The sequence below is a fragment of the Deltaproteobacteria bacterium genome (genome assembly GCA_016210005.1).
Taxonomy (GTDB): Bacteria; Desulfobacterota; Binatia; order HRBIN30; family JACQVA1; genus JACQVA1.
In genome coordinates, this window is the sequence record JACQVA010000012.1 from 113459 (window position 1) to 135435 (window position 21977).

Consider the following 21977-nt stretch of genomic DNA (forward strand, 5'->3'; position numbering starts at 1 on the left):
CGGCAAGAAGCTGCGCGCGCCGGGCTATTGCGCCACGGTGACGCTCTTGATCACGACCGGTTCCACCGGGACATTCTGGTGCGGCATCTTGCTGGTGGTGGCGACCTTTTCGATTTTGCGCACCACGTCCATGCCCTCGACCACCTTACCAAACACGGCATAGCCGTGGCCGTCGGGGTTGGGGCGGTTGAGGTTGGCGTTATCGACCACGTTGATGAAGAACTGCGCCGTCGCGCTGTCGGGGTCGCCGGTGCGCGCCATCGCCAAGGTGCCGGTATCGTTCTTCAGGCCGTTGGCGGCCTCGTTCTTGATCGCGGCATTGGTGGGCTTTTGGCGCATCTGCTGATCGAAGCCGCCGCCTTGGATCATGAAGCCGGGAATGACGCGGTGGAAAATGGTGCCGTCGTAGAACTTACTTGCGACGTAGGCCAGGAAGTTCTTCACCGTAGCCGGCGCCTTGTCTTCGTGCAGTTCGATCTTGATGTCGCCGAGCGACGTGGACATGAGAACCATCGGATTCTTCCCTTCTGCGGCTGAGGCGCCGGTCGTAATTAGGGCAAGCAACATGGCCCCGGTCATTGCAGGAAACCACCGCTTCATCATGAGCCTCCGTTTCGTTCGCCGGCATGCATAGCAAGTCCCGCAAGTGGCGCAAGCCCCGCCGCCGCCCGCCCTTGAGCCGCGGCGCCGGCTCCGCTATGACAGCGGCCTCTGCGCGCGTCACCGAACCGAACGAAGGAGCCTCCATCAAACATGAGTGAACCGAAGTCGAAACACATCGTCTGGCATCAGGGCAACGTCTCGAAGGCTGATCGCGAGACCATCCTGGGTCACAAGTCGTGTACCGTGTGGATGACCGGCCTGTCGGGATCAGGCAAGTCCACCCTCGCCGTCGCGCTCGAGAAAGAGCTGTGGGATCGCGACGTGCACACCTTTGTCCTCGATGGCGACAACGTTCGCCACGGTCTGAACAAGGATCTCGGCTTTTCACCCGAGGACCGCAACGAGAACATCCGCCGTATCGGCGAGGTGGCGAAGCTGTTCACCGAAGCCGGAGTCATCAACGTCACGGCCTTCATTTCTCCCTACCGCGCCGATCGTGACCTTGCCCGCAAGCTTATGGCCAACGGTGACTTCATCGAGGTCTTCGTCGACTGTCCAGTGGATGTCTGCGAGCAGCGCGACCCCAAGGGCCTCTACAAGAAAGCCCGGGCCGGCCAGATCCCCGAGTTCACCGGCATCTCCGCCCCTTACGAAGCTCCGCTCCAGCCCGAGATCACGGTGAACACGGCAACGCAGACCGAGGCCGAGAGCCTGCGGGTAATTCTCGGCTACCTCGAGCGCAACGGCTACGTGCCGGGCGCGCAAAGCTAATCCTGCCCCGTGACCGGGCCGATGACCTCGGCCCGGTCGACAGCTTTTGCGGCGCCCGCCGCCGCGCTCTCAACCCAGCCAGTTCGCAGGTAAGGTCGCTAGCGCCGCTGCCAGATCAGGCAGCGTTGCCAGAATTGCGCCGACGCTACTGAGCGGAAGTAATCCACGCGGTCCGCCGCGCGCCGATGGCATTGGTCTTGCTGCCGAAAAAGCGCGTGAGAGCAGTTGTCATGAGTTTTCCGGCCTCTGTTCGTCGCTCTCGCGAGATGGGCGAGAAACCGGCCGGCGCGGGCGCAGCGATCCCCCCGTTGCGTCCGCGCGCGCGCCGGCCGCCCATCTCGCGCCTCCCGCTGCGACTACGCCTCAATCGCCACCTCGAACGCCACGCGCAGCGCTACTACCGGACCGGCGACTACCTGCTCTACGCCGGAGTGGTGGCCGTGCTACTGAGCGCGACGTACTTGCTCGCCTTCAGCGACTGAAGCCGCATCAGCCCCGTGCAGTTGTTGTTTCACCAGCGCAGCCGGTCGAGTTGCCGGCGCTCGCGCTTGGTCGGGCGTCCGCTGCCACGTTCGCGCGCCACCACCGGCGGCGTCGGCTCGCTGCGCGGCGGTGGCGGCGGGGTGAGATCTTCGTAGAGCAGGCGTGCCTGCTCAGCCGGCCCGCGCCGCTCGGAGAGCGCGCGCACTTGCAGTTGGCGTTTGCCGGCTTCGCTGGTGATCGTCACCCGGTCACCGGGGCGAAGCGCCTTGTGCGGCTTGGCGGCACCGCCGTTGACGTGCACCTTCCCCCCATCACAGGCGGTGGCGGCCAGGGTGCGGCTACGAAACATGCGCGCCGCCCACAGCCAGCGATCGAGGCGCACCGCATCGTCCATGGCAGCCTCAGCGCGGTGGCGGCGATTGCAAGGTGCGGATGAGCTGCACCGCCTCGGCGGGTGTGGCGGCAAACGCCAGCAGCCGGCAGTCCTCGTCACTGACCACGAGGTGCTGACGCCAGGCTTCGATGATCGGCGGCCAGCAGCGGCCCAGCAGGATCAACGGCCGCGGCTCGATCACCCGCATGTAGAGCTTGTTCCACACCAGACACAGCTCGGTCAGTGTGCCCATGCCGCCGCGCACGGCGACATAGGCACACGACTGGCGCACCAACCCTTGCAAGCGTTCGTAGAAGTTGGCGCTTGGCAGCACGCGCTTGACGAAGCGGTTCGGCGCCAGATCGAATTGATCCATGGTCACGCCGATGACGTCACCATGCCGTTCGTGCGCACCGCGGCTGACCGCTTCCATCACGCCGGCGTAGCCGCCGGTGCAAACGGCGTAGCCGGCCTCGGCCAGCCGCCGCCCGAGTTCGACGCCTTCCTGGTACTCCTCACTCTCCGGCCCGCAACGCGAACCGCCGAACACCGAGACGATAAGTTGCGCGTTCACGGCAGCCCGCCCTATACGGTTGCCCCGGCGCTGGCAAGAGCCGGGGCCCTTATCGGCAACGATCGCCTACAACGCGCAGATCACCGCCTCGGCGCTGGAGACGCTCAGCCCCGGGCCGGGCTCGACTTGCAGCTGCTGCACCACCCCGTCCTTGACCACCATCACGTAGCGCTGCGAGCGCATCCCCATACCGAAGCCGCTGGCATCGAGCGTCAGGCCGATGGCTTTGGTGAACTCAGCGTTGCCGTCGGCGAGTAAGCGCACGCGGCCCTTGGCGTGGTGGGCCTCACCCCAAGCGCCCATCACGAAGGCATCGTTCACCGCCACGCACACGATCTCATCGACGCCCTTGGCCTTGATGTCGCCGGCTTGCTCGACGAACCCCGGCAGGTGCTTCATCGAGCAGGTCGGGGTGAATGCTCCCGGCACCGCAAAGAGCACCACCGTTTTACCCTTACAGACCTCGCCTACGCTGACATCCTTGGGGCCGCTCTCGCCCATCTCTTTCAGCTTCACATCCGCCGGTAGCCGGTCGCCGACTTTGATTGCCATTGTTTGCCTCCTTCGCTTGTTGGTTGCCGTTCTGTTCGTACACCGCGGTGACACCGTCTGGCGCAAGCACAGCCGCCACTGCACGCGCCGCCGAACATCCGCTCATACTGCAGCAGTCGCCGAGCGCTGCGGCCAGGCCGGACGTCACCACTATCTTTGAGCCAACTTCCTACTCGCGCGGCAGGACTGACGCAACCGCGCGCCAGCAGGCGGCTGGCGTTAGCCGCACACCTCGGTGATCACGCGCACCGCGTTTTCACCGAGGACCTTACGCACGGTGGCGGGGCCATGCCCGCGCGCAAGCAGGCCGGTGGTGAGCCGCGGCATCGCGGTCACGTCTTCGAGCCCGGCTGCCGGGGTGATGAAGCCGTCGTAGTCGGAGCCGATCCCGACGGCGTCTTCTCCGCCGACTTTGATGGCGTGGTCGAAGTGGTCGAGGACACGTTCGAGGTCAGCACCGCTGGCGCTGACGAACCCGCGCTCGAAAACGATGCCGAGCACGCCGCCGCGGTCGGCGACGGCGCGGATCTGCTCGTCGGTGAGGTTGCGCCGGTGCGCATACACGGCGCGGCAGCCGGTATGGCTGACCATGAACGGCCGCTTCATCACCGCCAGCGCATCGCTGAAGCCGGCGTCGTTGAGGTGGGCGAGATCCACCAGCATTCGCAGCCGCTCCATTTCGCCGATCAACTCGCGGCCGAAGTTGGTGAGGCCCTGGCCATCGAACTCCGCCACGGTCATCGGGTAGCCCGCCTCGGAAGCTTGGAAATGGACCAAGCCGATCGAGCGCAGCCCGCGCGCGTGAGCGGTACGAACGTTGTCGAGCGAGCCCTCGAGGCCGTGGGCGCCTTCGAGGCAGGGCAGGCCGGCGACCTTGCCGGCCAGGTGAGCGAAGCGCAACTCCGAACCGTTGCGGACCACGGCCAACTGCGCCGGATAGCGCCGTGCGGTGTCGTGCATCAAGTCGAGCGTCTTCAGCACCGCCTCAAAGCCGCGCAAGCGCTCGAACCACGACAGCACCTTCAGCGGCAGCATCAGCTCCGGGCGCACCTGGCGCGGATTGACGACGATGCCGAAACCAACGCCGCCCACGCCGCCGGCGGCCAAACGCGGCAGGTCGGCGTGCCAGCCGAACGGCGACGCCGGCAGCCGGTTTTCGTGCCGCCGGCCCATGTCGTACCCGAGCAGCCGCACCCACAGAAACGAATCGACGTGGAGATCGATGACCAGCGCGCCGAGGTGCAGCGCCAAGGCATCGGGCGTCACCCGCGGCGCGGGCTGCTGGCGGCAGCCGAGCGTGAGTGCGCCGCCCGCCGCCGCGCTGGCTCGGATGAAGTCGCGCCGTGAGAGCGCCGTCATGCCTCGCCCCCAGCGCTACGCGCCCAGCTCGGCGAGCAGACGGACCGCGTCCACCTGCATCGTGCCGCAGACCATCGTCGTTACGCTCGAGGCGCGCCACGCCGCCAGCCGGTCGCGAATGCGCTCCTTGGGCCCGACCAGCGAGATCTCATCAGCAAGTTGATCGGGAACCGCGGCGGCCGCTTCATCCTTCTTGCCCTCGAGGTAGAGATCCTGAATGGTCTTGGCCGCCTCTTCGAAACCATAGCGGCAGGCCAGTTCGTTGTAGAAGTTCTTGCCGCGCGCGCCCATGCCGCCGATGTAAAGGGCCAGCACCGGCTTGATAAAGTTCAAGCAGCCGGCAACATCATCGCCGAGGATTACCACCGGGCCGGCAGCGATGTCGAAGTTGTGTAGCCCCTTGCCGTTGCCGGCCTTGTTGAAGCCGCGGTGCAGGGCGTCGCGATACACCTGCTCGGCGCGGTAAGGGGAGTAAAAGATCGGCAGCCAACCGTCGGCGATCTCGGCCGCCTGCTCGACGCTCTTCAACCCGGTAGCCGCGACGTAGATCGGAATCGGCCGGCCGTGCACGATGCTCTTGAGCGGCTTGCCCAAGCCGGTAGCCCCGGCGCCGCGGTAAGGAATCTGGTAGTGCTCGCCCTGATGTTCCAGCGGCTTCGCCCGCGCCCATATCGCTCGCACGATCTCGATGTACTCGCGCGTGCGCTTGAGCGGTTTGCCGTAAGGCACGCCGTGCCAGCCCTCGACCACCTGCGGGCCGGAGACGCCGAGGCCCAACAAGAAGCGCCCGTTGGAAAGCTGATCGAGGGTGGTGGCCGTCATCGCCGTCATGGCCGGCGAGCGGGCCGGCATCTGCATAATGCCGGTGCCGACGCTGATGCGCGCGGTCTGCGCCAGGATCCAGCTCGCCGGCGTGATCGCATCGGAGCCGTAGGCTTCCGCCGTCCAGACCGAATGAAAGCCGAGCCGATCGGCTTCCTTAATCAGCTCCATGTTGAGCGCCACCCGCGCCCCGGAATAGCCCGCGTTGAGCCCGAATCGCATCTCCCGCCCTCCTTGGCGCCCCATCTATGACCGCTTGCCGCGCTTGGTCAACCGGGGGGCTAAGTCGTTATCGCAGTGGGGGTGAGGGGTTTATCATTCCGGCGCCATGAAGCCGCACCAGAAATCCCCGCTGCGCCTCGATCATCAGTTCGGCGGCCTTGGCCACGGAATAGAAGCGGCAGACGTCGTTCTCCCAGTCCGGATGGCGGCAGCGGCCCTGCTCGCCGCCTTGATACGCTTGAGCGCTCGGCGTAGGCTGGCGCCATCACTAGCGCGACTCATTCGACAGCTCGCAGGCGCGAGCGAGGAGAGTTATGGCAATGACGCAATTGGAGGCAGCCCGCAACGGCATAATCACCGCCGAAATGCGCCGGGTGGCGCAGCGGGAGCAAGTAACGCCGGAATTCATCCGCGCGGAAGTGGCCCGCGGCCGTCTGGTGATCCCGGCCAACAAGCACCACCTTGCCGGCAGCAGCGGGCAGACGCCCGCGCCGGCCAACGGTAACGGCCAAGGCCACGCTGAGTACGAGTATACCGATGCCGATGCCGGCCATCCCGGCGCAGCTGCCGGTGCGCGCTACTGGGTCAACCAGACCGTGGCGCAACGTTCGGCGGTGATCGAGGATCCGAGCATCCTTCCCGGCGAGCGCGCCTGCAAGCGGCTCGACCCCACCGGTATCGGCCGCCTGATCACCACCAAGGTCAACGCCAACATCGGCGCCTCGCCGGTCACCAGCGGCACGCACGAGGAAGTCGAGAAACTCCACTGGGCGCAGAAGTATGGCGCCGACACGGCGATGGACCTTTCCACCGGCGGCAACCTCAACGACTGCCGCCAAGCCATCATCGACAACAGCACCATCCCGATCGGTACCGTGCCGATCTACAGCATGATCATCGGCCGGCGCATCGAGGACCTCACCTACGACGTCATCCTCAAAGAGATCGAACGCCAGGCCCGCCAAGGCGTGGATTACTTCACCATTCACGCCGGCGTGCTCAAGGAGCACCTGCCGCTGATCAAGCACCGCACCACCGGCATCGTCTCGCGCGGCGGCTCGCTCCTGGCCAAGTGGATGATCACCCACAACAAGCAAAACCCGATGTACGAGCTGTTCGACGAGATCAGCGCGATCATGCGCCAGTACGACGTCACCTACTCGCTCGGCGACGGCTTGCGGCCGGGCTGCCTGGCCGATGCCTCCGATCCCGCGCAGTTGGCCGAGCTCTACACCCTCGGCGAGTTGACCCAGCGCGCCCGGGCGGCGGGCGTGCAAGCAATGGTGGAAGGCCCCGGCCACGTGCCGCTCGATCAGATCGCCTTCAACATGCAGCTGCAGCAGCGGGTGTGCGACGACGCCCCGTTCTATGTACTGGGGCCGCTGGTGACCGACGTGTTCCCCGGCTACGACCACATCACCAGCGCCATCGGCGCCACCGAAGCCGCCCGCGCCGGCGCCGCCATGCTCTGCTACGTAACGCCCAAAGAGCACGTCGGCCTGCCCAAAGCGCAGGACGTCAAGGCCGGCTGCATTGCCTACAAGATCGCCGCCCACGCCGGCGACATCGCTCGCGGCATCTCCGGTGCGCGCCAGTGGGATGACGACTTGTCGCGGGCACGCGCCGCGCTCAACTGGCCTAAGCAGTTCGAGCTGGCGTTCGACGGCGAGACCGCGCGTGCACTCCACGACGAAGACCTCGAAATCGACACCGACTTCTGCGCCATGTGCGGCCACGACTGGTGCAGCATGCGGATCTCGAAAGAGATCACCGAGTTCGCCAGCGGCAAGGACCCCGACTTCCAGCCGCAGCGCACCTCGATGCGCAGCCCGGGGGTCACCCGCGAAGGTGAAGAACTCCTGCGCCAGCGCGGCGTGCTGCCGCTGGTCAAGGGCCGGCACGCCTGCCACAGCGAGGTCACACCCGACGCCGAGCGCGCGCGCGCCGTCCAGGAGCAAGCTAGCCGCTAAGCTACCGCGAGGGCGGCTTTCACTGCCAGCTGCGGCCGGCGGCTTTGAGCAGCCCTGCCACGGTTGCAGTCGCCGCGTTCACGGCGGCGTCGCCCGCCAGTTCCTCGACCGCCAGCGGCAGCCGCCAGTTCCAGTTCTGATGACTCGGCGTGGCCGGAACGTTGATGCGGTCGCGCCAGCCGAGCAGGTCCTGTAGCGGCACAATCACGAAAGCCGAGCCCGCCTGGTACAAGCGCTCGAGCAAAGCGGCGTGCGGCAGCGGCATCGCTGCCGCCGCCTCGCGCTCCGGCTCACTGCCCAGCAACGCCAGCACTTGCGCGCGCTCGTCCGCGGCTAGTCCGGCCCACCACTCCACCAGCGTGTCGGTGTCGTGCGTGCCGGTAGTGGCCACCGACAGCGGATCGTACTGCCGCGGATCACGGTACTGGTGCGGGTCACGTTCCCAGCGAAACACCTTGTAGCCGGGAATACCGAGCTGGTGGAGGACGGCGCGCACCCAAGCCGGCACCGAGCCGAGATCCTCCGCCACCGGCAGGGCCGCACTGCTGTCTTCGAGCACCGCGCGCAAGAAGGCCTCGCCTTGCTCCCGCTGCGCGCTTTCGTCGGCGGGTACGAAGCCGCGGCGCCGGCCATCGTTGGCGATGGCATAGGTGCGAAAGAAGCCGATGATGTGGTCGATGCGAAAAAGGTCGTAGAGTGCGCTTGCCTGACGCACGCGCAAGCGCCACCAGGCGAAGTCGGTTGCGCGTACGCGCGGCCAGCGATACATCGGCAGCCCCCAGCTCTGGCCGCTGGCGCTGAAGTCGTCGGGCGGAGCACCGACACTGTAGTCAGGGTCGAACTCGTCCTGCCGTGCCCACACATCGGCGCTGTCACGGCTGATCACAAACGGCAGATCACCCTTGAGCCAGACGCCGCATTGCCTGGCGGCGCGGCGCACCGCGCCCCATTGCTCGGCTGCCCGCCACTGGACAAAGCGCAAGAACTCCAGCCGCGGCTGCAGCGCCGCGGCGGCCGCTGTCAGCGCCGCCGGCTGGCGCTGGCGCAACTCAGCCGGCCAGTGCTCCCATGACTCCGCCCCTTGCCGCTCTCTGAGCGCGCGGTAGAGCACGTAATCATCGAGCCAATGGCGCTGCGCCGCGCTGAAGCGCCGAAAGCGCCGCCACTCGGGGCTGCTGCGAGTGCGCCTGAAAGCGACGAACGCCGCCGCCAGCGCCCCCAGCTTGGCGGCGCGAATGGCGTCGCGCGGCAGTACGCCGTCGCGCGGCCCAACCGCCCCCACGGGCGGGGCACCGGCGATCGCGTGGACGCTCAAGTACAGCGGATCGATCGCAAACGCGCTCAGCGCGTTGTACGGGCTGGCTTCGCCCGGGCCGGTCTCGTTGATCGGCAGCAATTGCACCACCCGCTGGCCGAAGCCGGCAGCCCATTGCAGCAACGGCACCAGGTCGAGGATCTCGCCGATGCCGGCATCGCGCCGGCCGCGCAAGGAGAAGAGCGGGATGGCCAGACCCGCGCAGCGGGCTTGAAGCGACGGGCGCGCCATGTTCGCGCGACCCTATGCGGCAGCCACTAGGGCGTCAAGCCGCTGCGTCGCCTTGACAGCCGGGCCGGCCCGTAGCAGAAGCTCGACGGCTGGCGGCGGCCGGTGATCAGATCATTTGGGGGAGCGGTGACAACACTGCTGATACGCAGGAAGACAGTGAGGCACTGGGCGGGCGGGCTCTCCGCGTTGGCGGTCTTGGCCTGGCTGCCGGCCAATCCGTGCGGCGCGGCGATTGAAGAGGTCGAGGCCACCGGCCGCTACCATCTCGGCGACAACGACAGCAAGCTCGATGGCCATCGCCTGGCGCTGATGGAAGCCAAACGCAACGCGCTCGAAAAGGCCGGGACCTACGTCGAGAGCATCAGCGAGGTGAAAGACTTCCAGCTCACCCGTGACGAGGTGCGCACCTACACCGCCGGCATCCTCGAAGTCACCGAGGAGGGCGAGCCGAAGTGGCAGATGGTCGGGTCGAATCTGGAAGTCACCGTCAAGGTCAAGGTCCGCGTCGACAAGGATGACGTCGCCCGCCGCCTCGCGGCTATTCGCGAGAACAAAGAGGCCGCCGCGCAACTCAAGGAGGCCGGCGCCAAGACCAAGGAGAACGAGCGCAAGATCGCCGATCTCAACCGGCAATTGAAGACCGCGAAGAAGGGCAGCCCCAAGGCCAAGCAGGCGCAGGAGTCACGCGCCAAGGCGCTGGCCGACCTGGACGCCTCCGCGCTCAAGGCCCACGCCGCGGTGGCGCGGAGCTACTCCGAAAAGGGGCTAGCGCAAGCGCGCGCCTACCTCGAACGTAACGTCAAGATTCGCGGCTGTGCTCCGGCCCCGTCCGCCGCGGACAACCCCGCCGCTGCCGTCGATCCCGCCTGGTTGTGGCTCGCCGCCCCGGCAGTGGCGCTGATGATCGGCAAGTCGCGCAGCCGCCGCGGCTGAATTTCGCGGCCGTGCCAGGGCCGGCACTCACACGCTGCGAATATCCCACACCCGGGCGGCGTACTCACGAATGGTGCGGTCGCTGGAGAACTTCCCCATGCGGGCGACGTTCAGAATCGCCTTGTGCAGCCAGCGCTCGCGCTCGGTGAACTCCTGCGACACCCGCCGTTGCGCCTCGATGTAGGAAGTGAAATCCGCGATGTGGCAGTATTCGTCGCCGTCGAGCAGCAGCTCGGAAAGCCAGCGGAACAAACCCGGCTCCTTGGGGCAGAAGCGCTCAGAGCTGAACGCGTCCACCACCCGGCGCACGCGGGCGTCGCGCTCGTAGCTGGCGCGCGGCCGGCAGCCGCCGTTTTGGCGCAGGTGCGCGATCTCCTCGGCGGTAAGACCGAAGATGAAGATGTTCTGCTCCCCGAGCTCGTCGCGCATCTCGATGTTGGCGCCGTCAAGCGTACCGATGGTCAGCGCGCCATTGAGGGCGAATTTCATATTACCGGTGCCCGAGGCCTCGGTGCCCGCCATCGAGATCTGCTCACTGAGGTCGGCCGCCGGAATGATGCGTTCGGCCAGAGACACGCGATAGTCCGGCACGAACACCACCGTCATCAGACCGCGCGCCCGCGGATCGTGATTGATGACGCGGGCGACGTTGTTGATCAGTTTGATGATCTGCTTGGCGGCCCAATAGCCGGGTGCCGCCTTGCCGGCGAAGATGTAAGTGCGCGGGACGAGCGGCGCGCGGCCATCTTCGACCAGGCACAAGTACTCGTGCACGATCCCCATCACCGCCAAGAGCTGCCGCTTGTACTGGTGAATGCGCTTGGCGTGCACGTCGAAGAGCGAGTCGGGGTCGACGCAAACGCGGGCGCTGTGCTTGATCAGCTGCGCCAGCCGCTCCTTGTTGGCCTGCTTGATGGCCACGAAGCGCTGCTGAAAGACGGCGTCGGCCGCCACCGCTTCTAGCCCGCGCAACTGCTCCAGGTCGGTCACCCAGCCATCACCGATTGTTTCGCTGATCAGCCCGGCCAGCGCCGGGTTGGCCTTGAGCAGCCAGCGCCGCTGGGTGACGCCGTTGGTCAGGTTGTGAAAGCGCTCGGGCCAGAGCCGATAGAAGTCGGGGACCAGCCTGGTTTTGACCAACTCCGAGTGCAGCGCGGAGACGCCATTGACCGAGTGGCTGCCGACGATCGCCAAGTGGGCCATCCGAACCTGCGCCGGCGGGTTGTCGTCGATGATCGACATCCGCTGCCAGCGCCCGCTGTCACCCGGCCACAAGCGCGCCACCTGGCGGTGGAAGCGGTCGTTCACCTCACGGATGATTTGCATGTGACGCGGCAGCACGTGTTCTAACAGCGCCGCCGGCCAGCGCTCGAGCGCCTCCGGCAGCAGCGTGTGGTTGGTGTAGCCGAGGATTTCCTGCGTCATCGCCCAGGCCTGCTCCCAGCCCACGTCATCCTCATCCACCAGCATGCGCATCAACTCGGCCACGGCCAACGCCGGATGCGTGTCGTTGAGCTGGATGGCGATCTTCAGCGGCAGCTCCGCGATGACCGCGTGCCGGCGCCGATAGCGGCGGAAGATGTCGCGCATGGCGCAGGCAACGAAGAAGTACTCTTGCAACAAACGCAGCTCGCGCCCGGCCGGTACGTCGTCCGGCGGATAGAGGACCTTGGAAATGTTCTCCGAGACGATCTTCTGCTCGACGGCCTTGAGATAATCGCCGCCGTTGAAGATCTCCATGTCGAATTCGTTCGAGGTGCTGGCGGAGTAGAGCCGAAGCCAGTTCACCGTGTGACCGCCGTAGCCGACGATCGGCATGTCATGCGGCACACCGACCAGCACTTTCCAATCCAGCCACATGGGGTTGTAGTTGTTGCGGCGATCCTGTGCGTGGTCGATGCGCCCGTAGACCGGCACCACACAGGTGTCGGCCGGACGCGCGATCAACCACGGCGAGGACTCGGCGAACCAGTTGTCCGGCCGCTCGTGTTGGAACCCGCCGCGGATCTCCTGCTTGAACAGGCCGAACTCGTAGTTGATGCCGTAGCCGAACCCCGGCATCCCGAGCGTGGCAAGCGAATCCAGGAAACAGGCGGCCAGCCGTCCCAAGCCACCGTTGCCGAGCGCAGCATCGGGCTCGCACTCGCGCACCTCTTCGAGCTCGGTGCCGAGCGCGCGCAACACGTCCTCGCACAAATCGGCCATTCCCAGGTTGACCAGGTTATTGACCAGGGAGCGGCCCATGAGAAATTCGAGCGAAAGGTAGTACACCCGCTTCGCATCCGCCCGCTGATAGCGCGCCTCGGTTTCCAACAGGCCATCGATGAGCCGGTCGCGAACGGCGAGGGCGGTGGCCAGAAACAGGTCGTGTGCCGATAGGCCGCGGAGTTCTTTCGCCAGCGAGTAGCGAACGTGCTTGGCAATCGCCTCGTAGAGTTCGGGCCAGGCGCTCGCTCGCGTTGAAGCTATGCTCGTGTTCGCCCGCACCGTCACCTACCAGAGTCGCGCCGACGCAACGGAGCAGGGCGCATGCCAGGCACGACTCGCGCCCGCGCGCTTTCCCTCACTCGCCTATAGTGTCACCCGATCGCCGAACGCCGGCGGAGTCACCGAATGCTGACACGGGTGGGGTCGAACGTCTTCACCAGCGTCAGTACGTTTTGGTCGCCCGCCCGCGCGTAGGACACCTGATCCATCAGCGACCGCATGATCATGAATCCGCGTCCCCCTTCGGTGGGCTCCTCCGCGCCCTCGCCGGCCGCTTCAGCCAGATTGCTTGGCGACTGCTGCATGGTGCGGCCGCGGTCGCAGACCCGGCACACGACGCAACCGGCTTGCAGCTCGATGACGACCTCGACGCGATGACCGCTCTGGTTGCCGTACGCATGCTCGATGGCGTTGTTCACCGCTTCCACGACGGCAGCCTCGACCTCGCGGGCCTTGGCTGCGCCTAGCGGGCTAGCGCCACAGATCGCCGCCACCGCCTGCCCGACCAGAAACACCGAGTCGAGTTGGCTGTCGATGGCCAGAGTGATGGTTCCCGTGCGCATGCTCACGCACTGCCGCGCGACAGTGCCGCCACGGCCTCGCGTTCGTCGGCGAAGATTTCGAACACCTTGTCCAGGCGCGTCAGCTTGAACATGCTCATGACGGTTTCGCGCGCGCCGCAAATGGCCAGCTCGCCACTGTCACCCAGCTGTTTGCGGATGGCGACGAGGGCACCCAGCCCGCTGCTGTCGATGAACTCCACATCGTGCACGTCCAAGACCAGGCGGTGATGCCCGGCCGCAACCAGCTCCGCCAGCTGCGCCCGAAAGCCGCCGGCCAAGCGCGCGTCGAGTCGCTTGTCCACCGGCCGGACCACGAGAACCTCCCCCTCGCTCCGTTGTTCCAGTTCCATATCGCGCTCTCTACCTCATCCGCGGGCGTGCGCCGTCAACCCTCCGCCGCGCCCTGCCCTTCGAATTCAACTACTAGCATAGTGACATCATCCTGGAGCGGCCGGCCAGCGCCGAACTCCAGCAGCGATTCCATCACGCGATCGCAGACGCCGTCCAGCGCCTGCGCCCGCGACGCCGCCAGCACTCGCTGCAAGCGTTCCGCACCGAACAACTCGCCCGCGGGGTCGGCGCGCTCGGCGATGCCGTCGCTGCAAAGGAACAGTCGATCCCCGGCGCCGAGCTTCACCTGCTCCTGCTCGAAGGCAATCGGGGCACCGATGCCGATGATCGTACCGCCCGCTGGCAGCACCTCGAACTCGCCGCCGGCACGCAACAGCAGCGGCGGTGGGTGGCCGGCGGCGCTGTAGGTCAGCCGCCCATCGACACAATCCAGCAGCGCATAGCACATGGTGACATAGCGACCGAAGCGCTCGATTGGATACTCGCGTTCGAGCAGCTGCAAGACCTCAGCCGGCAGCCGCGGCGCTGGCGGCCGGCCCGGCGCCACCAGCAAGCCAGCGCTCAGCGACAGGCTTTGCGACAACGACACGGTCACCATCGCCGCCGGGACGCCGTGGCCGCTGACATCGATGACGTAGAGCGCCAGATGCCGCGAGTCCAGCGGCACGAGATTAAAGATATCGCCACCGACTTCTCCGCAAGGCGCAAAGCGCCAAGCTACGCGCACACCGGCGATCGCCGGCGGCGCTGCCGGTATCAAGCTGCTCTGGATCACCGCGGCCGCGCGTAGATCCTCATCCAGCCGCGCTTGCTTGTCGCGCAGCTCCTGGTTGATCGCCAGCAACTCACGCGTGAGCCGCCGAAGCTGCAGCTGTGCGCGGACGCGCGCCAACACCTCGCCCCGGTCGAACGGTTTGGTGACGTAATCGACCGCCCCGAGCTCCAATCCTTTGATCTTGTCGGCCGGCTCGGACAGCGACGAGAGGAAGATGATCGGGATCTGGGCACTGGCCGGATGGCGCTTGAGCTCGGCACAGACCTCATAGCCATCCTTCAGCGGCATCACGATATCGAGCAGGACGAGATCAGGGGATGTCTCGAGTGCCAGCGCGGCTGCTTCCTCGCCATCCTTGGCGCTCAACACCTTACAGCCCTCTCGTTGAAGAATGCGGGCCATCACCCGGCGACTGACGCCGTCGTCATCGGCGACCAGCACCAGCGGCGGGCGATCACTGCCGGCATCGCGCACGACCGGCGCCGAGCGACTGCTCCGGGAACGCACCATCATGTCTATGTAGCCTTGCAGCCAGTCCAGTTGCAAAGCCGGGAGAGCGATGCCCCGCGCCTGCGAGGTGCACCCTTCAGGGTGAAATCCGGTGAGTTATCGAACGCTCGGGAAGACGGAGGCAGCGAGTGCCAGGCCGGAGGGCGGAGTCGCGGAGTCGCCGCGGCCAGCCGGCAGCCGGGATCACTCCCGGTTAGAACTGTGCCCAGAAGGGTGTGGGCTCGCTGTCGCTGTCGGTGACCTGCACGTGACGGGCTTCGAGCAAGGAGCCTTCGACTCGCCGCAGCTCGGCGAGATCGACGTTGTAAGTCACCAGCGCCTGGATCTCGGTGGCGCGGGCGATGGTGAGCCGGTCTTGGAAATCAAGCAGGTCCTTGGTGGTGGCCAGGCCGACGTCGTAGCGCGCCTTCTGGTTGCGCAGGTTCTCTTCCGCCAGTTCGCGGGCGATGCGGGTAGCCTCGATGCTCTTGATGTCGGTTTCGAGGTTGCTGACGGCACGCTTGACCTCCAGCGTCACGTTCTCTTGCAGCTGCTGAAGCGACAGCCGGGCTTGCTCCACGCTCACCCGCACGGCGGCGTAATCGGCGCGCGCCTGCGCGTTACTGAGCGGCACTTCGAGTGTCAGACCGGCGGAGTAAGAGTAGTAGCGGCCGTCGATGAGCCCGTTATAGGTCTCGCCGTAGGCCCCGGTAAAGGGATTCTGCGGCTTGGGCTGGCCGGTCAAGGCGTCGATCTTGCGCCCCTTACCCGACAGCCCGGTGGTGCCGAAGGAGCCGAGGGCGTTGAGGCGGGGAAGCAACTGGTTCTCAGCCAGCTTGAGCTGCATGCCGGCGCCTTGCACCGCCAGCTTGGCGGCGGCCAACTCGGGGCGTCGCTCCAAAGCGGTGGCCAGGCTGCGTTCGAGATCGACGCTGTAGGGTTCCACCGCCGGGGCATCGGCGGGCTCGACCACCAGCAACGACTCGGCCGAATCGGGGCTGGCATTGATCAGGGCGCGCAAGGCGTCACGCGCATTGATGCGGGCGCTGCGGGCTTGAATCAAATTGGTCTCGCGCCGCGCCACCTCGGCCTGGGCTTCCAGCACCGCCGTACGCGGCGCCGCTCCGACATTGAATCGGCCTTCGTTCTGGCGCTGCAACTCCTTGGCCAGCGCCAGGCCCTGCTCCTGCACCGTGACGTTGTGATTAGCTTGCACCAGAGCCCAGTAGGCTTGTTCGACGGTTTTCACCGTGGTGGCGAGCGTGGCCTCGTACTGCTTGAGCGCGCTTTGCGACTCGGTGCGCGCGATCCGCACTTGCAGGGTGGTGAAGCGCAGGCCGAAGTCGCGCAGCATCGGCTGCGCCAGCTGCAGCGTCAGGTCGGAGCGGTACTGCGGCACGAAGTCGGTCATGAACGCGCTGCTGTTGTTCATCCGGTTGGTCCGCAGCATGAGCGAGACCTGGGCGCCGCTGCGCAGCAGCTTGCGGAGGCCGAGGTCGCCGGTGAGGTTGATCGACTCGCTGCGACCCTTGGTCGCGGTCAGGCCTTGCAGGGCGCTGCCGGCGGGCTGTTCGCTGCGGTCGGTGGTGAGGTCGGCGAAGACCGAGGGATCAAAGATGGAATAGGCGCGACGCACCTGGGTGCGGGCACCGAGCGGGCCCAGGCGCGAGATTTCGAGGCCGGTGTTGTGGGCCAGCGCCAGCGCCACGCAATCGGCGAGGGTCAACGCCTGGGGTGCGCTCAGCTCGCGCAAGCGACCGTAGCGCGAGGTGTCGCTGACGAAGCGCTCGATCCCGGGCGGCACGTCGGCGCTGCCCCACTGGCTGGCCAAGGCCGCCGCGTAGTCGGGGATGTCGTCGAGCAGCCGCAGCTGCGCCGGCGCCGAGAGGGCAGCGCTGGCAAGCGCCGCCGGCGCGTTCGACGCCGTCTGTGCCGGCTCAGCCGCGGCAATACCGCCGCCGATCACGACGCCACTGAGAAGTATCAAGAGCCGCAAGCCCATACGCTCACCCCACATTGCCGCTGCCTGTAGCATGCCGCCCGCGTCCGGTCACGCCTGCTTGCGCCCGTTGGCCAGCACGGGCAGCCGCGCCGCCAGCCCGCGCAGCCCGGCGGCCAGCCGCGCCACCGGCTGCCAGCGTCCGAGATCGTCCAACAACGAGTAGGCCACCGGCGTCAGCAGCAGCGTCAGCAGCAAGCACAGCGCCTGACCGCCGATGATCACCTTGGCCATCGAGGCGCGTGTGCCCGAGCCCGGCCCGCGTCCCAAGGCGATCGGAATCATGCCCGCCACCAGCATGACCGTGGTCATCAAGATCGGCCGCAGCCGCACGTGGTTGGCTTGCAGGATCGCCGCCTCGCGCGCCAGGCCCTGCGCCCGCAAGGTGTTGGTATAATCAATCTGCAGGATGCCGTTCTTCTTGACGATGCCGAAGAGCATGAACAAGCCGAGAATGCTGTACATGTTCAGCGTATCCCCGAGTACCAGCAGTGAGACCAGCGCGAACGGGATCGACAGCGGCAGCGCCAGCAGGATCGTGATCGGGTGCAGAAAGCTCTCGAACTGCGCCGCCAGAATCATGTACATGAAGATCAAACTGAGGGCGAAAGCGATGATGAAGTTGGTGCCGGTCTCCGCCAGCGCCTTGGCCCGCCCGGAGAACTTTGCCCGGTAGGTCGCCGGCATCTCCAACCCGGCGATGAGCTGGTCGATGCGCTCGGTGGCGGTGCTCAGAGCGATGCCGTCGAGGTTGGCTACCAGCGTCACTTTGCGCTGGCGGTTGAAATGGTCGATCTCGGCCGGGCCGCGCTCTTCGCTCCAACTCGCCAGGTTGGCCAGCCGGATCAGCTCACCGCGCGGAGTAGCGACCATGAGATCGCCGAGGGCACGCGGGTCGGACCGGTCCGCCAGCTCGGCGCGCAGCCAGACGTCGTACTGGTCCTGCTCTTCCTTGAACTTGGTGACCGGCTCGCCGCCGACCAGCGTTTGCAGCGTGGCGGCGATGTCCTGCACCTTGATGCCGAACTCGGAAGCCTTGGGCCGTGAGATCTGCACCCGCAGCTCGGGCTGGCGCACCGACAGCGTGGTGTCGACATCGACGATGCCGCGGGTGCTGCGCATGCCGGCCATGATCTTCTCGGAATACTCCGCCAGCTTCTCGATGCTCGGGCCGCTGAGGTCGAGCTCGATCTCGGTCTGCCGCTGGCCGCCACCGACGAAGAGGTTGATGTTCTGCACACTGGCGCGCAAGTCGGGAAAATCCGCCAGCACTTCGCGCGCCTGCTTCATGACCGCGAGCTGGGAGAAGGGGCGTTCCTCCAGTTCGCTCAAGCGCACGTACACGGTGCCTTGCGTCACCGGCCCCGAGCCGGCTTTCAAGCGGCCGCTGGCGTCGCCGATGGTGGTCAACAGGTGGCGCACCGCCGGCAGTTGCTGCAAGCGCGCTTCCAACTCGGCGAACACCTGGCTGGTGCGGCTGAGGCTGTAGCCCTCCGGGGTTTGGATGACGACCTCGAACTCGCTCTGGTCATCCTGCGGCAGGAAGTCCTTTCCGAGACCGCGAAACAGCGGCACCGAGGTGTAGACGGTGACGATCGAGAGGGCGATGATGACCCAGCGATGGTGCAGCGACCAGCGCAGGATCGCGCCGTAGCCGCGAGCGATGGCGGCGTAGGCGCCGCGCTGGCGCGAGTGGCGGCCGCGCGTCACCCGCAGAAAGCGCGAGCACAGCATCGGGGTGAGGGTGAAAGAGATCAGCAGCGACACCATGATGGCGCAGGCCACCGTAATCCCGTAGCTGTGCAAGAAGCGGCCGGCGCGGCCGGACATGAAGGCCACCGGCAGGAAGATAACTACGAGTGATAACGTGGTGGCCATCACCGCCAGGCTGATTTCCTTGGTCGCGGCCGAGGCCGCATCGAGGGCGCTGGCACCGCGCTCTTCCATGTGGCGGAAGATGTTCTCCAGCACCACCACCGCGTCGTCGATCACCACGCCGGTGGCCAGCACCAAGCCCAGCATGGTGAGGTTGTTGATGGTGAAGCCGAGGGCACGCATGAGCGTGAAGGTGGAGATGATCGAGGCCGGGATGGCGACCGCGGCAATCAGCGTCGCCCGCAGGTTGGCGATGAACAGCATCACCGTCAGGCTGACCAGCACCGCGGCCAGCACCAGGTGGAACTGGACCTCGTCGATCGAGCGCTTGATGAAGCGGGAGTGATCGCGGATGACCTCGAGTTGAATGTCGCGCGGCAGCACTTGGGCCAGCTGATCGAGCCGGCGCTTGACGGTGTCGATCACCTCCACCGTATTGGTGCCGGACTGCTTGCGCAGCAGCAGGTTAACCGCCACCCGGCCGTCGAGGCGCGCCCGGCTGCGCGGCTCGACGAAGCTGTCGGTCACCGTCCCTACGTCACCGATGGTGAGGGGCCGGCCGTGGACGTTGCCGACGATGAGCTTGGTAAAATCGGCCACCGAGCCGATGCGCCCCATGGTGCGCAGCACCAACTCCTTCGGCCCTTGGTCGACGCGGCCGCCGGGAACCTCGAGGTTCTGCGCCCGCAGCGCCGCCTTGATCTGCTGCACCGACAAGTTGTAGGCGGCCAGCTTGCCGGTATCGACGCTGACATTGATGGCGCGATCGAGGCCGCCGGTGAGGATCACCGAGCCGACGCCGCGCAAGGTCTCGACGTCTTCTTTCACCAGCTTGCGGGCGATCTCGGTGACCTCGCGCAGGTCGCGGTCGCCGGAGACGGCAATGCTCAGAATCGGCGAGGACTCGACGTCGAACTTATCGACCACCGGCGTGTCGGTGCCTTCCGGCAGCTGCGAGATCACCGCCGCCACCTTGTCACGCACGTCTTGTGCGGCGGCTTCGCGGTTGCGTTCGAGCACGAACATGACGACGATGAACGAGAGCCCCTCTTTGGTCACCGAGCGCAGTTCGTCGATGCCTTCGATGGTGTTGACCGCTTCTTCCAGCGGCTTGGTGATGCCGCTCTCCACTTCCTCGACACTGGCGCCCTGCAAGGTCGTGGTGACGGTGACGATGGGGAAGTCGATGTTGGGAAACAAATCAACCGCCAGCTGGCGGTAGGAGAACAGCCCGAGCACCACCAAGAAGGCGATCATCATGGTGGCGAAGACGGGCCGGCGAATGCAAAGGTCGGCGAGGCGCATGGTAGGGGCTGGGCTACTCGAGTCGGCGTTGGCGCTTGCTGGGTCCGCCAGCCGGGCGCGCGACCGGTGATTGGCACCGGCGCATCAGCCGGCCTGCTCGCGTTTTTCCTCCTGCTTGCGGACGCTGACCGCGGCGCCGTTTTGGAGCTTGCTGAGGCCCGAGGTCGCCACCAGCTCGCCGGCCCGCAGCCCTTGGGTGATCTCGATCAGGCCTTCGGCCGAGCGCGTGCCCGGCTGAACTTGGCGCTCGTGCGCCGCGTTGTCGGCAATCACGAACAGCTTGGTGACGCCGGCGAAGGTGATCAAGGCTTCCGGCGGAACCATCACGGCGTCGTCGTCGCGGCGCGTCACGATGGCGGCGTTGGCAAAGAAGCCGGCCTTGAGCTGGCGCTCGTGATTGTCGACCAACGCCTCGACCGTGAGCGAGCGGTTGTCGCGGTTGGAGGCGGGGCTGATGCGGGTCAAACGGCCCTCGAACACGGTACCGGGAAAGGCATCGACGCGTACCCGCACTCCTTGTTGCAACTGTAGCTCGTTGGCGAAGCGCTCGGGCACGTCGCCGCGCAGCTTAAGCGGATCATCGGCCACCAGCGCGAACAACGGTGTGCCCGGGCGGACGTACTCGCCGGCCGAGACCAGCCGCTTGGCCACCGAGCCGGTCAGCGGCGAGCGCACTCGGGCGTGGCTCAGCGTCACCGTGAAGGTGTCGCGCTGCGCCTCGATCACCGCGACGTGCGTCTTCATGGTCTCGTACTCGGTCGGCGAAATCACTTTCTGTTCGACCAGCTGGCGGCCACGGGCCTCGTCGGCGCGGGCCTTGGCCAAGGTGGCTTCGACCTCGCGCAAGCGGGCTCGCAGCTGGTCATCCTCAACTTCGGCCAGCACCTGCTCGGCGTCGATGTGGTCGCCCATGTCGGCGGTGATCGACTTGATCTGCCCCTCGACTTGGCTCGATAGCGTCACCTCCTCGTTGCCGAAGAGCGTGCCGACGAAGCTGACCTGCCGTTCGCTGGGGCGGATTACGGCGGCGGCCACGGTCACCGGCACCGCAGCCTGAGCCGGCGTCGCCGCCGCCGGCAGGGTGTCGCCATGAGGCGCACAGCCGGCACTCAAGAGCAGCAACAGCGCCAGCATTCCTCGACGTCGTGTCATGATATCGACTTGCCTCCTCGTCGGTGTTGCAATTGGCGGCGGGCCACCGTCGGCCGCGCCAGCCGTGCGCCGGCCACGCCCTCGCCGCGGGTAACGCGCCCGACCTCGGCGGCGTTGACGGTAACGCCGTGCAGGAAAGCCGCGGCGATGACATTGGCCAGCGCCGCCGGGCGGTCGCCCGGAGCGCGAAACAAAGCCGCCGAGCGGATCATGCCGAAGAGGATCTCCACCGCTTGGCGCGGGTGTTGCCGGCCCAGCGTCGGCCGCGGCAGGGCGCGTTCGAGCACGCCGCGAACTTGTTCGACGACCTCCTCGCGCTGCTGCTGCCACTCGGCGCGCTCGCGCGGATCGAGCTTGGGCTCGTGGCGGTGGAGCAGGATGAAGAAGTCGCGCCGATTCCAGAAGTAGCGCAGGATCGTCTCGACCAGCCGTTGGATGATCACCGCCAGCGGCGCCGGCTGCCGCAAAGCCTCGTCGACCGCCGCCCGCATCCCCTTCAACCCCTCCACGATGGTGGCGAAGTAGAGCGCCTCCTTGGAGTCGAAGTAGCGGTAGATCGTGCCCTTGCCGATGCCCAGCTTGGCCGCGATGTCGTCGGTAAGCACCTCGTGGAACTCGCGCTGGGCGAAGACCTCGGTGGCACAGCGCAGAATCGCGGCACGTATATCGGGGCTTTTCTTGCGACCTCGCATGGCTGGCCTGAATTCCGGACTGACCAGTCCGTCAAGCTAGCAGAGGTCGCCCGGCAGTCAACCACGCCCGCGCAAATCGGC

Annotated in this window: 19 protein-coding genes; 4 read left to right on the top strand and 15 right to left on the bottom strand. The window is 66.6% G+C overall.

Features of this window, described 5'->3' with window-relative positions:
- Positions 1-24 precede the first annotated feature (24 nt).
- Complete coding sequence (locus HY699_02395; protein ID MBI4514651.1) at positions 25-600, bottom strand: peptidyl-prolyl cis-trans isomerase; 576 nt, start codon at positions 598-600, stop codon at positions 25-27.
- A 153-nt stretch (positions 601-753) separates the two neighbouring features.
- Here HY699_02395 and cysC point away from each other — a divergent pair, with 153 nt between their 5' ends.
- Entirely contained in the window at positions 754-1374 is a 621-nt protein-coding gene (cysC, locus tag HY699_02400; protein ID MBI4514652.1) for an adenylyl-sulfate kinase, read from the top strand.
- Between the two features lie 230 nt (positions 1375-1604).
- On the top strand, positions 1605-1856 hold the full coding sequence (locus HY699_02405; GenBank protein MBI4514653.1) for a hypothetical protein: 252 nt from the start codon (positions 1605-1607) through the stop codon (positions 1854-1856).
- A 29-nt stretch (positions 1857-1885) separates the two neighbouring features.
- On the opposite strand, the gene HY699_02410 is transcribed toward HY699_02405, so the two are convergent.
- The 5 genes from HY699_02410 to HY699_02430 form a co-directional block, all read right to left on the bottom strand.
- Positions 1886-2251, bottom strand: a complete 366-nt coding sequence (locus HY699_02410) for an RNA-binding S4 domain-containing protein (protein ID MBI4514654.1) — start codon at positions 2249-2251, stop codon at positions 1886-1888.
- Positions 2252-2258: 7 nt separating this feature from the next.
- The gene (locus HY699_02415) at positions 2259-2804 is read right to left on the bottom strand and encodes an LOG family protein (GenBank protein ID MBI4514655.1); all 546 of its coding nucleotides are present in this window, start codon (positions 2802-2804) and stop codon (positions 2259-2261) included.
- Positions 2805-2870: 66 nt separating this feature from the next.
- Positions 2871-3356, bottom strand: a complete 486-nt coding sequence (locus HY699_02420; protein ID MBI4514656.1) for a peroxiredoxin — start codon at positions 3354-3356, stop codon at positions 2871-2873.
- Between the two features lie 219 nt (positions 3357-3575).
- Positions 3576-4715 (bottom strand): dipeptidase, encoded by a 1140-nt coding sequence (locus tag HY699_02425; protein MBI4514657.1) that lies wholly within the window; start codon positions 4713-4715, stop codon positions 3576-3578.
- Positions 4716-4730: 15 nt separating this feature from the next.
- Positions 4731-5759 (bottom strand): LLM class F420-dependent oxidoreductase, encoded by a 1029-nt coding sequence (locus tag HY699_02430; protein MBI4514658.1) that lies wholly within the window; start codon positions 5757-5759, stop codon positions 4731-4733.
- Between the two features lie 365 nt (positions 5760-6124).
- Here HY699_02430 and thiC point away from each other — a divergent pair, with 365 nt between their 5' ends.
- Complete coding sequence (thiC, locus tag HY699_02435; protein ID MBI4514659.1) at positions 6125-7729, top strand: phosphomethylpyrimidine synthase ThiC; 1605 nt, start codon at positions 6125-6127, stop codon at positions 7727-7729.
- Positions 7730-7748: 19 nt separating this feature from the next.
- On the opposite strand, the gene HY699_02440 is transcribed toward thiC, so the two are convergent.
- Positions 7749-9275: a 4-alpha-glucanotransferase gene (locus HY699_02440; GenBank protein MBI4514660.1), complete on the bottom strand. Its 1527-nt coding sequence runs from the start codon at positions 9273-9275 to the stop codon at positions 7749-7751.
- Positions 9276-9431: 156 nt separating this feature from the next.
- Here HY699_02440 and HY699_02445 point away from each other — a divergent pair, with 156 nt between their 5' ends.
- Positions 9432-10208 (top strand): hypothetical protein, encoded by a 777-nt coding sequence (locus HY699_02445; GenBank protein ID MBI4514661.1) that lies wholly within the window; start codon positions 9432-9434, stop codon positions 10206-10208.
- A gap of 27 nt (positions 10209-10235) precedes the next feature.
- Here the strand turns inward: HY699_02445 and HY699_02450 are convergent, their stop codons facing one another.
- From HY699_02450 to HY699_02485, 8 genes are all read right to left on the bottom strand, one after another.
- A complete protein-coding gene (locus HY699_02450) occupies positions 10236-12695 on the bottom strand; it encodes a glycogen/starch/alpha-glucan phosphorylase (GenBank protein MBI4514662.1) in 2460 nt (819 codons plus the stop codon).
- A 119-nt stretch (positions 12696-12814) separates the two neighbouring features.
- Positions 12815-13258, bottom strand: coding sequence for an ATP-binding protein (locus HY699_02455; GenBank protein ID MBI4514663.1), 444 nt, complete (start codon positions 13256-13258; stop codon positions 12815-12817).
- A gap of 2 nt (positions 13259-13260) precedes the next feature.
- The gene (locus HY699_02460) at positions 13261-13608 is read right to left on the bottom strand and encodes an STAS domain-containing protein (protein ID MBI4514664.1); all 348 of its coding nucleotides are present in this window, start codon (positions 13606-13608) and stop codon (positions 13261-13263) included.
- A gap of 35 nt (positions 13609-13643) precedes the next feature.
- Entirely contained in the window at positions 13644-14897 is a 1254-nt protein-coding gene (locus tag HY699_02465; protein MBI4514665.1) for a SpoIIE family protein phosphatase, read from the bottom strand.
- Between the two features lie 190 nt (positions 14898-15087).
- Positions 15088-16890, bottom strand: coding sequence for a TolC family protein (locus HY699_02470; protein ID MBI4514666.1), 1803 nt, complete (start codon positions 16888-16890; stop codon positions 15088-15090).
- A gap of 33 nt (positions 16891-16923) precedes the next feature.
- The gene (locus HY699_02475) at positions 16924-20052 is read right to left on the bottom strand and encodes an efflux RND transporter permease subunit (protein ID MBI4514667.1); all 3129 of its coding nucleotides are present in this window, start codon (positions 20050-20052) and stop codon (positions 16924-16926) included.
- An 84-nt stretch (positions 20053-20136) separates the two neighbouring features.
- Positions 20137-21204 carry an efflux RND transporter periplasmic adaptor subunit gene (locus HY699_02480; GenBank protein MBI4514668.1) on the bottom strand — a complete coding sequence of 356 codons (1068 nt, stop codon included), beginning with the start codon at positions 21202-21204 and terminating at the stop codon, positions 20137-20139.
- A complete protein-coding gene (locus HY699_02485; GenBank protein MBI4514669.1) occupies positions 21201-21896 on the bottom strand; it encodes a TetR/AcrR family transcriptional regulator in 696 nt (231 codons plus the stop codon). The genes HY699_02480 and HY699_02485 overlap by 4 nt, the downstream gene beginning before the upstream one ends.
- Positions 21897-21977: the final 81 nt, after the last annotated feature.